The sequence below is a fragment of the Sphingomonas oleivorans genome (assembly GCF_003050615.1).
Taxonomy (GTDB): Bacteria; Pseudomonadota; Alphaproteobacteria; order Sphingomonadales; family Sphingomonadaceae; genus Sphingomonas_H; species Sphingomonas_H oleivorans.
On sequence record NZ_NWBU01000005.1, the window covers coordinates 208,054 to 223,464 of the forward strand.

A 15,411-nucleotide genomic window follows, 5' to 3' on the forward strand; every position below is an offset into this window, starting at 1 on the left:
GGTGCGAACCGGCCTCCGGTCATGTCGTCTGCCCTTCATGGCGCGGGTGCCGCAGCCCGGGGGAGATGGCTTCGATCCGGCTGATATGGTGGCACGGCCCTGCAGCCACCAGGCGCCTGGACCGGCCATGATCCGAGCCGGTCCTGCGGATCGGCAGCACCCAGCTGCGCTTCGGCATGGGGCCCGACGCGACGGCGCCGCGCACCTGGCTGGTTTTTCGGCAAATGCGGCTCGATCGCCCCCTCCGCCTGCCTTCCACCTGCTTCGCACGCGGAACCTTCTTGGCAGGCTTCGCCCACGCCCCATCCAACAACCGGAACAACGATCTCGCCAATTCCAGGGCCTCCCATCCAAACCGGATCCCCTTGAATCCGTGCGCGATAGAAGGCTCAAGAGGCTGATTGGATTGGCCCCTAATAGAAGAATATGCTATATAATGACCCGACTTCCGAGTCTTATTGTGAAGTAAGCGTAATGATCTTACGGTCCGCGCAATAGATTCAAGTGCAAAATTTGCACGGAAAGACTCAGGCAATATTTTATCGCAATGTCCTGATCGGCTTGGAACAGGCGACTTCTCATTTCATAAGGAGGAGTATATGTCTGCAGCATCTACAGATAAAGAGCAAAGTGGCGACGAGATTTCTGAGAAAGAGGGACTTCTGATGCTCCGCGATGCGGCTGCAACGGGAGACGTCAGGGAGTTCGAGAAGGTCTTTACGCAGGTAATCGCGGCAAAAAAGGGGTTCTGGGAACGTCTTTGGATGCGCATTCAGCTCCACGTCGCGATCTGTTCAAACTACGACAAGATTATCGGGGTCGCTGACAGCATTATCAATGATCCCAACGCCAGCGCCTCGGACAAGGAATGGGCGCAAGGCAAGCGCGATGAAGCCGTCGCGGGCAAAGAAAAACAGGGCTGCTCGACGACCGTTTCATAGATCCGTCGCAATGAACGACTTGTCCGATACCATGACGCTGAAGCGCGAGACGCCGGTGCTTCACTGCTGGCGAGAAGGCCGGCTCCGATTGCGAGCAGGAGCCGCTACGATTGCGAGCGCCTACAATTCAGGGTCCAGACTCGTTCGGAGCCGGAAGGCGACGGCGGCGGCGAGCATGACGGCTGACAAATAGTTTCCGGCGCGCTTGTCCTATCGGATGGCGATGCGACGGAAGTCCTTGAGGCAGCAGAACAGGGCCTCGACGCGCCAACGATCCTTGTAGCGGCGCGCATCATACGGGATTGGACGCTTTCGGTTTCGCCTTCCGGGGATCACAGGGCCGGGGATCACAGGAATCGTGCCTTGTTCGCGCAAGGCAGTCCGGATGCGGTTGGCATCATAGCCCCGGTCGGCAATGAGCCGCTTAAAGCCGTCTTCGGTCCAGCGATGGCTGTCTCGCCTTACCAACAGAATCCAGGACAGCTCTTTCTCGCAGCACTCCCAAGCAATGCGGTAATGTTCAACGCTCCGCCGCAAAGTCTCGCTCAGAAACACCCTAGCCCCAAAGCCGGGAGCAGATTTCAGATCCCCGGCCGGACCGAATCTTTCCTATGATCCGCATCCGGGCATCCCCACGACATAATGCGAAGCAGGTCCGATCCCACGTTCACCATCACTTAGGATTTTTGGTGCATGGCGCGATGCGGGGCGGCTTCAGAGGCTTTCCTGTCCCCACCCGACCCGCCGTCCGGCAGGACGCGCACCCGTCGCGACGACAGAAGGACTGAAAAGGCTATTCCCATGACCAGCAAGCGTTTCCGACGCACCGCGCCCCGACGATCGCTGCGCATCGCCGTGGCAACCGTCGCAGCCCTGCTTGGCCTCGCCGCGCTCGCAACCGTTGCAGAGTTGCAGCCGAGCCCGGCGCCCGGCGAACCGGTGCAGCAGACGTCGACGAGCGACTCGACGAGCGACCCGCAGCCCGTTTTCCTCGCTGCCGAGGAGAATGATAGCGCCGCTTCACAGGTGAGCACCGCGGGGCTCGGCGAGCTGCGCCCCGAGGTGCATCTGACGTCGGCGTACGGCTGGATGAACGATCCGCAGCGGCCCTTTTTCCTCAATGGCCGCTGGCATCTCTATTATCTCTATAATGAGGATTACCCGACCGGGAACGGCACCGAATGGTTCCATGTCACCTCGACCGACCTGGTCCACTGGGTCGATGAGGGCGTGGCGATCCACAAATATACGCGCGGCGACGGCGACATCCAGTCCGGCAGCGCCGTCATCGACGTGAACAACACCGCCGGATTCGGCGCCGGGGCGATCATCGTCGTCGCGACGCAGCAGCTGAATGGCGTGCAGACCCAGTCGCTCTTCTACTCCACCGACGGCGGCTACACGTTCGAGCAATATGCGGGCAACCCCGTCCAATATCCCCCGGTGGCAGGCGAAGACTTTCGCGATCCGAAGATCAGCTGGGACGCGGAGCATTCGCGCTGGCTGATGCTCATCTCCGAACCGCACAAGGTCGCCTTCTATACCTCGACCAACCTGAAGCAATGGAGCTATTTGTCGGGGTTCGTGCGCAACGACCTCGGCATCATGGAGTGTCCGGAGCTGTTCCGCATGGCGGTCGACGGCGATCCCTCACGCACGACCTGGGTGCTCGCGACCGGTGCGAACGGGTTCAACTATGGCATGAATTCCGGCTATGCCTATTGGACCGGCAGCTGGGACGGAACGAACTTCCACCCCGATCGGGCCGAACCCCAGTGGCTCGACAACGGGTCGGACTTCTACGCCGCCATCAGCTGGACCGACCCGCGGCAGACCGCCGAAGAGCAACTCCGCACCCGCTATGCCATCGGCTGGACGAACAATTGGGACTATGCCCGCCTGCTCCCCGCCGGCGAATGGGGCGGCAACCATCTCTCGCTCGTGCGCGAGGTGCATCTGAGGGATATCGATGGCCGGCTCACGCTCACGTCGCGCCCGGTCGACGCGATCGGCGCGCTCGAGGGCGAACAGACGCGCATCGACCAATATCTGATCGGCCAGGGCGAGACCTGGTCGGTGCCGCAGCCGACAAGCCCCGCCTACCGGCTGCGCGCCTCGATCGCGCAGGACCCGTCCAATCCGGCCCGGGAGGTGCGGCTGAAGCTCAAGACGGACGGCACGCATTTCGCGACCGTCGGCTATGACTTCGCCACCGAGACGGCCTTCATCGTCCGCGACCATGATGCGATCGCCAGCCAATTGACCGAGGTGTACCGCCATGGACGCACGATCCGCGTCCGGCCGCATGACGGCATCATCGATCTCGACATCGTCGTCGACCGCACCTCGATCGAAATGTTCGTGAACGGCGACGAGCATGCGCTGAGCGCGATCGTGTACGGCGCGAATGACGCGAACGGCATCACCGCCGAGGCGTTCGACGGGCGCGCCGTCATTCGCTCGATGAGCGTCACCCGGCTCGCGCCCGCCCCACCCGTGCGCGGGAGCTGACCGGGCCGACAAGCCTAGAGCGCGCTGCGTTAAATATGACGCAGGACGCGCGCTCTAGTTCTTTGTTATCGCATCGCTTTTTGCGCAAAACCGGTTCCCACTTTTGCGCGCGATGCTCTATAGGCCCGCCAAGAGCCTGACGGGTGCGGCCACGAGGCCGCACCCGGATCGAGACGGGTGGCGTAGGGCTATGCCGCTCACCCTGTAAAAATCAGGCCAGCTTATGGCGTCCTGCCTCCTCTATTGTCCACGCCTCGGCCGAGGGCTGGCCGGGCCGAGGGCCACCTGGGTGGATGGGATATCGCCATAGCCGCCCAGGCCGTTGGTGCCATAGGTCCGGTCGACCGCAGTCTCCGTGAGGCCGATATTGATCTTCACGGTCGGCGCCTCCGATCCGCCGCGCCGCGGGCCGATCGCGTCGATGAAGGAGGTGACCAGGCCGCCCGGCATCACATAATGCGAATAGGACTGGAATGTCCGCGGATTCTGGTTCGGGTGCAGCGCAAAGGGCGCGCCGACCGGCTGGGTGAGGTCGGTCGGGTTGCCGAGCACCAGGCCGCTTCCATGGTTCATCGGCAGGAAGTCGCTGCGAATGCCGTTGCCGACGAAGCCCAGCACCCCGTCCGGCCCGTCAACGCCGGTCGCATAGGTATGACGATGGGTGATCGTGAACAGATAGTACTTGCCGTTGGCCAGATAGATTTGTGGCCGCTCGGTCTGATCGTTCACGCAGTTCGCGGACAGGATCGGCGGGAGGAACTTCCATTCGGTGAGCTGAGGGTTGGTCGCGATCGCGAGGCCGACATTCGCCTTCTGAAATACCGCGCCTGAAGCATTCACCGCAGCCACGCTCTCCCCGGACGGATCGCCGGGGGCATAGCCGAGATCTTCGGCCGTACATGTGGGCGCCCCGCGCGGGCCGGCGGTATTGCCCTCGAACACCATGTACGTCTCACGCGGACGCGCCGGATCGACGAACACATAGGGGTCGCGGAAGTTGTAGAAAATATTTTGCTGGCCAGTCTGATACCAGACGCCGTCGGGCTCCAGGAGGTTCAGATGCTTGTCGAAGCCGGTGAACCACACCCGGTTGGCGTCCGCGTGGATATGGCCGTCCGAACGCGCGATGATCGCAACCGGCGGCGTGATGTCCGGGCCGGTCGGGGATGACTTGTTGAACGCCAGCGCTGAGTAATAGACGCTGACATTATTGCCCCTGGTCATCCGGGTCGAGCCGGACCATTCGGCATTTTGCGTCCTCGGCATGTCGGGCCTGAAGATCTTGGCGCTCGCGCCGTCCGGGAACAGATGGCCGCCATAGATCCATCCGCCGTTGGCGGGCCGCTGCGACGCAGGAATGCCGGCCTTGCGGTAGAAGAAGCCGAGGCGCGCATTCACATGCCGGTCATCGAACGAATAGCCGGCGNCGCATTCACATGCCGGTCATCGAACGAATAGCCGGCGTGGCGGTCGGCGGTCAGCGCGAAAACCACTTCCCAGCCCTGGAATCTGAGCTGCTCCGCCTGCATGTCGGCGAGCGGCCAAGTATCCCAGACCCAGACATCGGGATTGGTCTCAGGGAAATCCGCAGGGATGTTCGGCATGGTGAGTTCCGGCGGCAGCGAATTCCCTCCCACCGGGGTCGGCCGGGATATGGCCTCGATCTGGCGGGCATCGGCCCGCGTCCATCGGGCGGTGAAGTTGGCGGCCGGATCGAAGGCCTGCTGGGAATGCGGCGTCGGTGCCGGGACTTCCGCCTGGGCGGGTGTCGCGACGATGGCGAGAAGTGCGATGGAAGCTCCGCTGGCCAATAGATGGGATTGAGCGGATCGGGTTGGTGGAGAGCGGCGATACATCATCTTTTGTCTCCTGATAAGATCTCGAGCGGTTTCCGCTCCGATTGCATCGGATCAGCCGCTCCAGATTTTTATTTCGCCCCTATTTCCGAACCATCAGCCGATTCCGGCTGACTGGAAATCGCTCAAACGTAAATATAATGCCTCTTACCCCCGACAGAATGAGGGATAGTGTTCCGTAAATTTCCGCAAAGCGCGCGCAGTTGATGGAATTGTTCGCGTGTGCCGAATGTTTATTTGCATGTGCGAACTTCTTATTTGCACATGCTAACTTCTTCATTCCACCATATTTGGATCCATGCAGTTTTTCTGATCGCCGAAATCGATCGATTTACACGCATAGTTTAAATTTCATACATGGCTTAAGTTACAAAAATGGTCTGAATTGCACGCACAGTTGAAAATCATGCCCGTTCGCCGAGCTTCAGATGCCGTCCCGTACAGCTTGACGTTCGCGATGTACTGAGCGCTTGCAACACGGCGCGCCTGATCAGGGGCATTGAGCATGAAGGGAGCCAGGCCCGGCCTTGCCGTAGATCCCGCATGCGATACGTTGGGCGGAGCCCCGCTTTCGTCTTGGAGCTTATTTGAGAATGGCTGCGCGGATGACGCTGCGGCAATGCTCGAGGCTCCGCCGCAAAGTCTCGCTCGGAAACACCCTGCTATAAACCGGTGAGCGGATTTCAGATCCCTGGCCGGACTTAGATCTTTCCTATAATCAACATCCGGCCGTCCCACGCTCGCCACAAGGCGAAACAGGTCCCGATCCCGCGCTCATTGGAGCTTGGGCTTTGGATACATGATAAAATGTGGGGCGGCCCAGAGGATGAAAAAAGAAGGGCCAAAATGAATATTCCCATGACCATTAGGCGTCTCCGACGCATCATGCCCCTGCGCTCGCCGCGCATCGCCGTGGCCGCCGCCGCAACCCTGCTTGGCCTCGCCGCACTCGCAGCCGTTGCAGACCTGCAGCTGAGCCCGGGGCCCGGAAAACCGCGCGCCGCGGCGCAGCAGACGTCGACGAGCGGCTCGACGAGCGACCCGCAGCAGCCGGTTTTGCTTGCTTCCGAAGAGAATGATGTCGCCGACGCACCGGTGAGCACCGCGGGGCTCGGCGAGCTGCGCCCCAAAGTGCATCTGACGCCCGCGAGCGGCTGGATGAACGATCCGCAGCGGCCATTTTTCCTCAATGGCCGCTGGCATCTCTATTATCTCTATAATGAGGATTACCCGACCGGGAACGGCACCGAATGGTTCCATGTCACCTCGACCGATCTGGTCCACTGGGTCGATGAAGGCGTGGCGATCCACAAATATACGCGCGGCGACGGCGACATCCAGTCCGGCAGCGCCATCCTCGACGTGAACAACACCGCCGGATTCGGCGCAGATGCCATCATCGTCGTCGCGACGCAGCAGCTGAATGGCGTGCAGACCCAGTCGCTCTTCTATTCCACCGACGGCGGCTACACGTTCGAGCAATATGCGAATAATCCCATCCTCCGTCACCCGGTGGACGGCGCGGATTTCCGCGATCCGAAGATCATCTGGGAGGCCGAGCATTCGCGCTGGCTGATGCTCCTCGCCGAAGGGAATAAGATCGGCTTCTATACCTCCACGAACCTGAAGCAATGGAGCTATTTGTCCGGGTTCATACGCGACGACCTCGGCCTCATGGAGTGTCCGGAGCTGTTCCGCATGACGGTCGACGGCGATCCCTCGCGCACGACCTGGGTGCTCGCGACGGGTGCGAACGGGTTCAACTATGGCATGAGTACCGGCTATGCCTATTGGACCGGCAGCTGGGACGGAACGAACTTCCACCCCGATCGGGCCGAACCCCAGTGGCTCGACAACGGGTCGGACTTCTACGCCGGCGTCAGCTGGACCGACCCGCGGCAGGCCGCCGAAGAGCAACTCCGCACCCGCTATGCCATCGGCTGGACGAACAATTGGGATTATGTCCGCCGGCTTCCGGTCGACGAATGGGCCGGCAACCATCTCTCGCTCGTGCGCGAGGTGCATCTGAAGGATATTGATGGCCGGCTCACGCTCACATCGCGCCCGATCGACGCGATCGGCGCGCTCGAGGGCAACCAGACGCGCATCGATGAACGTCTGATCGGCCCTGGCGAGACCTGGGCGGTGCCGCAGCCGCCAAGCCCCGCCTACCGGTTGCGCGCCTCGATCGCGCAGGACCCGTCCAACCCGACCCGGGAGGTGCGGCTGAAGCTCAAGACGGACGGCACGCATTTCGCGACCGTCGGCTACGACTTCGCCCATGAGACGGCCTTCCTCGTCCGCGACTGGGATGCGATCGCCAGCCAGCTGACCGAGGTGTACCGTCAGGTACGCACGGTTCACGTCCGGCCGCACAACGGCATCATCGATCTCGACATCGTCGTCGACCGGACCTCGGTCGAAATGTTCGTGAACGGCGACGAGCATGCGCTGAGCGCGATCGTGTACGGCGCGAATGACGCGAATGGCATCTCCGCCGAGGCAGTCGACGGGCGCGCCGTCATTCGCTCGATGAGCGTCACCCGGCTCACGCCCGCCCCACCCGTGCGCTGACCGGGCCAACAACCCTGCCATGCCCGCCAGGAGCCACATGGTCTCGACGGTGAATGCGCGACAAATGCCCGTCCGCATGCGCCGTCGAAACCGTTTCTGCTCCTGGCGGCACCGGCCGAAACTTAGGGCAGCTGTCCGTGCCTATCCAAGCCGCGCAAGATCATCCCGCCGGCCTCGATCGCATGACGGCCAGATCGCCGACCGCCCGCCCAACATCCCGGCCAAGTCAAACCGGAAGTGGAAGCCCTGCTTGGCTACCGCCTTTCGGGTCAGTAGGCGTTTCTACCGCGAGCGCAACCTGATCGAGCGCGTCTTCTCCAAGCTGAAGCATTTCCGCCGCATCGCCCCCTCTGCAGCCTTCCAACGATGCTGCGCATCGTCGGAGTCTTTCGGCTGCTCCGTCCAGATGCGACCACGCTCGCTGAGCGCCTGTCGGAAAACTCAAGCCGTATCCTGCGTCAACTGGCAAAAGATGATTTGAAACCGGCCAGCCGCGCATCGCTTCGCTTCAGGTCCGGGCAAAGCTGATATTGGAGCTGTCAGTGCCCGAGCAGATAGATCGCATAGGAACTGAGCAGATAGACCACCAGAAGGGACAGGCTGATCCAGCCGATTATGCCCAAAAAGCGTGCGCCCGGCCGATAGAGCAGCGCGACGATGACGATCCCCGACATGATGACCGCGGCGAACGCCGAGCCGGCATGTGCCGGTGAAGCGGATGCCAGCAGCGAGCCGTCCGTATAGGCGATGTCGTCGATGGCGATGACCAGCACGTCGAACAGATTGCTGCCCAGCAGATTGGCGACCGCCATGTCGACAGCGCCGAGCCGCAGGGCGGCGACGATCACCACGAGCTCCGGAAGCGACGTTGCCGCAGCGATAAAAAGAGTACCGACAAAGCTCGCACGCCAGCCCATGACTTCGGCGATCTCCAGCCCCGCAAATGGCAGCCACACCCCGGCGCCCACAACAATGCTCGCGGCAGCGAGATAACGGCCAACGGCACCAGCGAGGCCGGTTTCAGTCCCTTTTTCGCCCGTGAACGCGATCGTCCCAGCGCGCCGTTCATAAAAGAAGGCGGCCCGCATCGCGACGAAATAGAGCAGGATCAGGAATGGCGTGTAGATGCTGACATGACCAAGGCGGATATCCAGGGCACCGCGACCGATGAGCAGGAAAGCGCCGACGAAGCCGATCAGGATGATGCCGAAGGCGGCGGTGAGGATATGCCCCTGGTCGACCCGACGGTAAACCGGCTCGTCGCGGCTCAGTGCGTCGAGGAGTACCAGCAGCAAAAGGTTGAAGACGCAGCTTCCCAAGGCATCGCCGACCGCGATATTGGGTGCGCCTGCCGCGGCGACCGCGCTTATGCCGGTGAACAGTTCGGGCAGGGAGGTGGCGGTCGCGAGAAGGACGAGGCCGATCCAGGAACGCGACAAGCCTGTCAGCCGGGCAATCGCGTCGCCCGAGCGCGTCAGGACCGGACCGGCCAAGCCGATCAGAAGCGCGCATATCAAGAACTTTGACCAGGGAAGCAGCGCTGTCGTCATGATCGCCTCGGGTTCAGAGCCTTGATCTGGCCGAGTTGGTGCCTGCTGGCATTACGTATCTGTCCCGGGTTCGCAGCGCTCTCGGGCAGGCTAGCATCATGCCATTCATCCAAGTCCTGACGAGGAGGGCGGAGCGTGCGAAACAACCCAAGACTATTGTTGGCCACCGACCTGAGCGCCCGATGCGATAGGGCGCTGGATCGCGCGATGCTGTTGTCCCGCCAGCTGTCGGGATCGCTCGTTGCCGCCCATGTGGTTGAAAACAGGATCGTCAATGCGAACCTAAGCGGCGACGAGGAGATTCGAGCCGCGATCCTGGACGACTTTCCCGAGCTTGCAGGGATCGAAAGGCTCGTGATCGCCCATGGATCGGTTCCGTCGACGATAGCGGGACTGGCCGATGAGCTTCACTGCGACCTGATCATCACGGGTGTCGCGCGTTACAACAATCTCGGGGACTTCATCGTCGGGACGGCGGTCGATCACCTCGTCCGCCAGGCGCGGGTTCCAGTGCTGGTGGTCAAGCGACGGGCCAGGCACGATTATCAACGGCTGCTGGTCGCGACGGACTTTTCATCCTGCTCGCGCCACGCGCTCGAAGAAGCGGCAATCCTGTTTCCAACGGCTCCGATTCGGCTGGTCCATGCCTATCATGTCCCTTACGAATCCTGGCTGAAGTCGGAAGGCGTGCGAGAGGAAATTTACGCGGAGACCGAAAAGGAACTGCACGATTTCCTCGCGGGTTCGAATATCGGCACTCTGGAGGGGCGGTTGGAAACCCGGCCTGTTTATGGTGAACTGGAGACGGTTGTCGCCCAGCAACTTCGTGAGACACGATCCGATCTGCTGGTACTTGGCACGCATGGCAAGAGCGGCTTCGCCTATGCGACGGTCGGCAGTCATGCGGCAGATCTTCTCGCATCGATGCCCTGCGACATCCTCATGATACGCGAGACCCATCGATAATCTCCGACCGAAACCAGCTCCTCGACGAACCGCGCGCCGACCGGCTGCTCCCGCATCTGGATGAACTGCATCTGGTTCAGGATGCAACGCATGAGCAGCGGCGCTTTGACGCTGATCATCGCAGCCTATTCGAAGGGGCTTGAGGAGCGCTTCCTCGCTTATGAGCGGTTTCTCAAGGCGCATCCCAAGAAGCAAAAGAGCGTGTTCCTGCTTCAGTTGGCGCTGTGCCCTCGCGGAGCACAGTCGAGACCTACCGGAAGATAGGGGCGCGCTCGAAGGGCTGTCGGGCCGCATCAACGGCGGCGCCTATGCGGACCTCGACCGGGTGCCGATCCGCTATGTCAACCAGGGCTATCCGCGCGATGTGCTCGCCGGGGTGTTCAGGACAGCGAAGATCGGGCTCATCACGCCTCTTCGCGACACCGCGGGGGCGTCCCTGCGGGGCAGGAACAACCGATCCCGTTCGCGCTACTCTCTGGAGCAGCTTGACCGCGCAGCTCACGCTCACCCCAAAATGTCGGGCTTCGGCTCGCCGTGAATGACCCGCTGCCACATGCGCCGATATCCGATCCCGAAGATCTCGCGAATAGGCTTTCCCCATGATCCACCTCCAATGAGGATGAATCACATTTTCCTGCGCCTGGGAATCGTCCGCGATTCCAACTTCGGGCTCAATGCTCTAGCGCGTGGTGTACCGCGCTGCAGTCAACGCGTCCTTGGCGGGAACATCATCACCGCAACGGGCTCCGGCAGTTCACCGGCAATCGGCGATGAAGATGATGCGCGCCAGGATAGCGCTTTCACAAAGGCGTCGATCGACGCATAGGCGCCAACCACCTCACCCTGCGCAAAGCGATATGGCATCCCCTCGGCAGAGAGCGGAGCGTATCCATCGGCGATGTGGAAATGGAGATGGGCAGCAGTGACATGGCCCGAGGCCCCGACCTGCCCGATCGTCGCGCCGCGTCGGACCCGCTGGCCAGGGCGCACCGGGATGTTCTGGGCCAGATGTTCATAGAAAGCGAAGCGGCCACCGCCGATATCGAGGACAACCATATTTCCTGTCTCTTCCTCGACGCCATTCGACGATGGCACCTTGCCATGTGTCGGAAAACCGTCCTTCACCGTACGAACGATGCCGTCGGCGACCGCAAGCACATCGGCCCCTACACCGTCCGGACTCACCGCTGATTCACCGGCGCTGAGCGCATCGAACCCCTTCGCCGCCATCCAGTCGATCGCATAGCGCCCTGGCACGCGTGCGCGACCATCGATGGCGTAGATGACCCGGCGATGGCCGTTGGTCATCGCCGGGTCGTAGAGCGCGACCCATGGGCCGCCGCGCAGAGGCGCTGCGAGCAGCGGCCCAGCATCGGTCGCGACGGGAATCGCACCGGTCAGGATGCGATGGTCCGCAGCAGCCCCCTTGATCGTCACGCGATGCCGAAGGCCGTCCGGCACCTTGCCGCCGGAGATCGTCAGATCGATATAGGCCATAGCGCTATCGCCCGGCGCGAGCAGCGCGCTATCCTCGCCGGTACGGCCAATGCGCACGACCGTCTTGGCGATGGCTGCCGCATCGAGCGTTGCGACTGCACGGTCGCTCACGGCATCGATCACCTCGATTTCCGTCAGCCTGAGCGCGTTGCGGGCGTGGTTCGTCAGATAAAGTTCGTACCGCAGAATTTTCCTGCCATCGATGACGGCCAATGTGGGCGGCTGAGGAAGCCGGATGTCGAGCGCGTGGACGGGCTGCTCGCCGCCTCGCGCGGTCGAGGCGGTCGAAGCTGCCGCAACTTCCAAAAGGATGCCCGCGACCCACTTCATTGCGCACTCCGCTCATGGTTGAGCGGGCACATTCCGCGCTGGCCGAATTCTATCCAGCGCCGATCGTCGGACGGGACCGGTCGACCGGACCAGCGGGATCGGCGGTTCCGCCCCTTGCCAGAAGGCCGTTGAGGCTCGCGCGATAGCGACGGCTGAGGCGGAGCTCGGTACCGTCGATGAGCCGCACCAGAGCATCGCCGCGACCCAGGCTGGTCACGCTGGCGATGCGGTCCCGCCGTACGATGCTCGCACGATGGATGCGGGCAAACGCTTCTGCGGGAAGCCGGGCGGCAAGCGACGTCAGGGATTCTTCCAGCAAGTGCATCGTGCTTCCGACATGAAGCTCGGCATAGTCGCCCGCCGCACCGATCCAATCTATCTCGGCGATCGGGATCTGCCGCACTTGTCCGCGCGAACGAATGACCAGCGCCGCGGCCGGCGGCATCGGCTCGGGCAGGGCTCTGCGCCCGGCCCAGCGCCCATGCCAGCGCCCATGGATGACCGCCAACCCGACAAGCATCAGGTAAAGAAGCGTATGCTGTTCGAAATTATGCTCGAATACCCGACCGGCCATCTCCCAGCGGGTCCGTATCCGGCCGCCATTGTTGAAGATGGGCCAATAGAGGAAGGCGAACAGCACGACATGCAGCATCGCTGACAGCGGCAGGCCGAGCAGATAGATGCCGATCCTCGCCGCGAGCAGGCGAAGGCTCGCCTCGCACCGTCGCACGATGAGAATGATCGGCGGCGTCAGCAGGGCCCAGATCGAGAAGATCGCCAGCGTATCGAGAAGATCGCCAGCGTATAGCCGAACGATGGCCACCATGGTTGCGGCGTGCCGTGTTGCCAGGCGACGAGGCTAGCCTGAAGGGACATGGCCAGCGCAGCCGCAAACCAGAGGATTAGGCTTGCAACAAGCCACCGAAGGACGAGGGTGCAGTATCTCCGGGGCAAAAGAGTGAGCGTCCTTCGCATTGGGGAACGGTCGGTCTGCAGGCTCGGACATGAGGGCGATCGAGGTCGCGATGCTATCGGTCGTGCACGCCAGTGGAAAGCGTCAACGCGTAAGAGCACCTCGCTCGCACAGGACGTGCACTCGAACATCCAGTTCTTGCCGCCGAACGCCACGCCGCGCAGGGCGGCCCGGCCGGCTGCCGCATCCTGCTGCCCCCCGCGCCGAAAATGAGGCGCCTATTTTTCTTCCGGCCATGGCCGCCCTGCCCTCGACGCCGGAGGTGCGTCACAGGCCGCCGGCGAACAGATCCACCTTGCCGATCGGCACGCCTCTGGACCGCAGGATTCCGTAGGCGGTGGACAAATGGAAATAGAGATTCGTCGTGGCGAAGACCGACAGCCAGCGCCCCGCGGGCAAGGTGGGTTCCATCCCTTCGCCGATCCGGAAGCGGATCGGAACGTCGTCGCGCGCTTCGAACCGTTCGGGCCCAAGCGTCGCCAGATAGGCCTTCGCATCGGCCATGGCGGCGCTGAGGCCGGCCGCGTCCAGCCCCGCGCCCACGCCATGGGGCACCGGCAGACCCGCGACGCGCGCCGGCCATTGCTGCGCGAAGTCGATGACGACCATAAGCTGGAAGCGAAGCGGCTGCATGTCGCCGATCAACCGCCAGTCGAGCATCTCCTCGGCATCGATGCCCTGGGCGGCGGCATGTTCCGAGCCCCTGGCGAGCAGATGCGCCGCCGTGTCCAGCGCACGGCCATAAAGATCGACAAAGCTATAAAGACTGACCTTCACTTGCCCCTCCTCTCATGTCGACCGGCAGCATCGCAGCCTCGATGCCCGTCCTGATCCGACGGAAATCCCACGCCTGGCGATCGCCCCCGCTCATCATCCCTTTCCAGCGTGGAATGTGCGAATTGGCAAGCCGCCGGCCCGATCTGCCCAAGCGTCGATGACTGCCGCCCGCTGCAGCCGCTTCATGCGATGGTGGAAGGCGGGCTTTGCTCGTCCCTGTTCGCGGCGAGGATGATCTTCGCGGGATCGGCTTGACGCTTCCGGATCAAGATATGCGCAAGCTCGGCTGCGATGAGCCCGAGAAGGATAAGGAAAGCCCCAACAAGGCCGAGAGAGTGCGCGTCCAATGTTTGAAGCGCGACTGCACCCAGCACGCCGGAAACCGAAACGGCAATGTAGATGGTGGCGGCGTTGAGCGCGATCAGTATCGGCGCGAGCGCCGGCGCAATCCCGACGAGGCGATGCTGCTGGGGAACCAGAACGCCCCAGCCGCACATGCCCCAGATGATGAGCGCTCCGATAGCGCCGGCGAGGGTCGCGCTCGTCACCGGCATCAGCGCGAAATCAGCGGCGGCAAGCGCGATCGCGACGATGAGGAGCTTGCGGCTGCCAAACCGGTCGGTAAGGCTTCCGGCAATAAGATTGCCAGCCACCGCCGCGACGCCCCAAATGGATATGAGCGCGCCGAGGACCATGCCGCTGCCGCCGGTTGCCCGATCGAAGACGATGCTGATATAGCTGTAGACCGTGTAGAGGCCGGACAGGACGAGAAGCGTCGTCAGCAACGTCGCGGCCACCCGCGCATCGCCGATCGGCGCCAGCCGTTCCCGCAGCGACAGCCGTGCAGCGCCCGGTATTGCTGGGAGCAGTGCCGCGACGCCGACAGCCGCCACCAGGCCCAAAATTGTCACGAACCACATCGTGGCCCGCCAATCGCTCATGCTGCCGATCCCCATACTGCCGATCAGCGTTCCGATCGGTGCGCCCAGGGCCGTCGCGCCGCTCAAGCCCGCCATCACTATGGCAAGGGCGCGGCCACGCCGTTCGGCTGGCACAAGGGCGACGGCCGCGGCGCTCGCGGCGGGCGTGAACATCGCCCCGCCGAGGCCCGCCACGGCGCGGCTCGCCAGGACGAGCTCGAAGCTTGGCAGGACGGCGGTCAGAATATTTCCGGCAGACAAGACCGCGAGACCGCCGAGTAGCACGTGGCGGCGTGGCCAATGCGCGGTCCAGCTGGCCATTATGGGGGTCATCACCGCATAAGCGAGCGCGTAGACCGTCATGAGCTGCCCTGCGGCGGCGACCGGGACATCGAGGCTCCGCGCCACGTCGGGCAGAATGCCGGCGACAACGAAGCTATCGGTGCCGATCGCGAACGTCCCCAACGCGAGCGCCAGCAAGCGTGCATCCATATCGTCTCTCCTCAGTATGAAGTA

General features: G+C 62.8%; 12 protein-coding genes and 2 pseudogenes. 6 read left to right on the top strand and 8 right to left on the bottom strand.

Annotation, left to right across the window (positions count from 1 at the left end; all coding sequences use genetic code 11):
• Positions 1–599 precede the first annotated feature (599 nt).
• On the top strand, positions 600–941 hold the full coding sequence (locus tag CLG96_RS06435; protein ID WP_133175369.1) for a hypothetical protein: 342 nt from the start codon (positions 600–602) through the stop codon (positions 939–941).
• 213 nt (positions 942–1,154) lie between these two features.
• Here CLG96_RS06435 and CLG96_RS19150 read toward each other — a convergent pair.
• Positions 1,155–1,367: pseudogene (locus tag CLG96_RS19150) on the bottom strand (transposase); the annotation flags it as partial.
• A 375-nt stretch (positions 1,368–1,742) separates the two neighbouring features.
• On the opposite strand from CLG96_RS19150, the gene CLG96_RS06445 reads away from it, so the two are divergent.
• A complete protein-coding gene (locus CLG96_RS06445; RefSeq protein ID WP_107967049.1) occupies positions 1,743–3,452 on the top strand; it encodes a glycoside hydrolase family 32 protein in 1,710 nt (569 codons plus the stop codon).
• A gap of 240 nt (positions 3,453–3,692) precedes the next feature.
• Here the strand turns inward: CLG96_RS06445 and CLG96_RS06450 are convergent, their stop codons facing one another.
• The gene (locus CLG96_RS06450; protein WP_207796614.1) at positions 3,693–4,850 is read right to left on the bottom strand and encodes a glycoside hydrolase family 68 protein; all 1,158 of its coding nucleotides are present in this window, start codon (positions 4,848–4,850) and stop codon (positions 3,693–3,695) included.
• Positions 4,847–5,311, bottom strand: a complete 465-nt coding sequence (locus CLG96_RS18970) for a glycoside hydrolase family 68 protein (protein ID WP_207796615.1) — start codon at positions 5,309–5,311, stop codon at positions 4,847–4,849. The genes CLG96_RS06450 and CLG96_RS18970 overlap by 4 nt, the downstream gene beginning before the upstream one ends.
• Positions 5,312–6,166: 855 nt before the next feature.
• Between CLG96_RS18970 and CLG96_RS06455 the strand changes: the two genes are divergently transcribed.
• On the top strand, positions 6,167–7,882 hold the full coding sequence (locus tag CLG96_RS06455) for a glycoside hydrolase family 32 protein (protein ID WP_165799560.1): 1,716 nt from the start codon (positions 6,167–6,169) through the stop codon (positions 7,880–7,882).
• A 366-nt stretch (positions 7,883–8,248) separates the two neighbouring features.
• Positions 8,249–8,410, top strand: a complete 162-nt coding sequence (locus tag CLG96_RS18675) for a hypothetical protein (protein WP_165799561.1) — start codon at positions 8,249–8,251, stop codon at positions 8,408–8,410.
• A gap of 11 nt (positions 8,411–8,421) precedes the next feature.
• On the opposite strand, the gene CLG96_RS06465 is transcribed toward CLG96_RS18675, so the two are convergent.
• A complete protein-coding gene (locus CLG96_RS06465; RefSeq protein WP_107967051.1) occupies positions 8,422–9,432 on the bottom strand; it encodes a sodium:calcium antiporter in 1,011 nt (336 codons plus the stop codon).
• Between the two features lie 159 nt (positions 9,433–9,591).
• Here CLG96_RS06465 and CLG96_RS06470 point away from each other — a divergent pair, with 159 nt between their 5' ends.
• A complete protein-coding gene (locus tag CLG96_RS06470) occupies positions 9,592–10,398 on the top strand; it encodes a universal stress protein (protein WP_165799562.1) in 807 nt (268 codons plus the stop codon).
• Positions 10,399–10,524: 126 nt separating this feature from the next.
• Positions 10,525–10,819 (top strand): annotated as a pseudogene (locus CLG96_RS19155) (trehalose-6-phosphate synthase); the annotation flags it as partial.
• A 284-nt stretch (positions 10,820–11,103) separates the two neighbouring features.
• On the opposite strand, the gene CLG96_RS06480 reads toward CLG96_RS19155, so the two are convergent.
• The 4 genes from CLG96_RS06480 to CLG96_RS06495 all read right to left on the bottom strand — a co-directional run bounded on the left by CLG96_RS06480 (position 11,104) and on the right by CLG96_RS06495 (position 15,387).
• Entirely contained in the window at positions 11,104–12,108 is a 1,005-nt protein-coding gene (locus CLG96_RS06480; protein ID WP_165799563.1) for a M23 family metallopeptidase, read from the bottom strand.
• A 166-nt stretch (positions 12,109–12,274) separates the two neighbouring features.
• Positions 12,275–13,051 carry a LytTR family DNA-binding domain-containing protein gene (locus CLG96_RS06485; protein ID WP_107967054.1) on the bottom strand — a complete coding sequence of 259 codons (777 nt, stop codon included), beginning with the start codon at positions 13,049–13,051 and terminating at the stop codon, positions 12,275–12,277.
• A gap of 414 nt (positions 13,052–13,465) precedes the next feature.
• Positions 13,466–13,975 (bottom strand): DUF1993 domain-containing protein, encoded by a 510-nt coding sequence (locus CLG96_RS06490; RefSeq protein ID WP_107967055.1) that lies wholly within the window; start codon positions 13,973–13,975, stop codon positions 13,466–13,468.
• 182 nt (positions 13,976–14,157) lie between these two features.
• Entirely contained in the window at positions 14,158–15,387 is a 1,230-nt protein-coding gene (locus CLG96_RS06495; RefSeq protein WP_107967056.1) for an MFS transporter, read from the bottom strand.
• Positions 15,388–15,411: the final 24 nt, after the last annotated feature.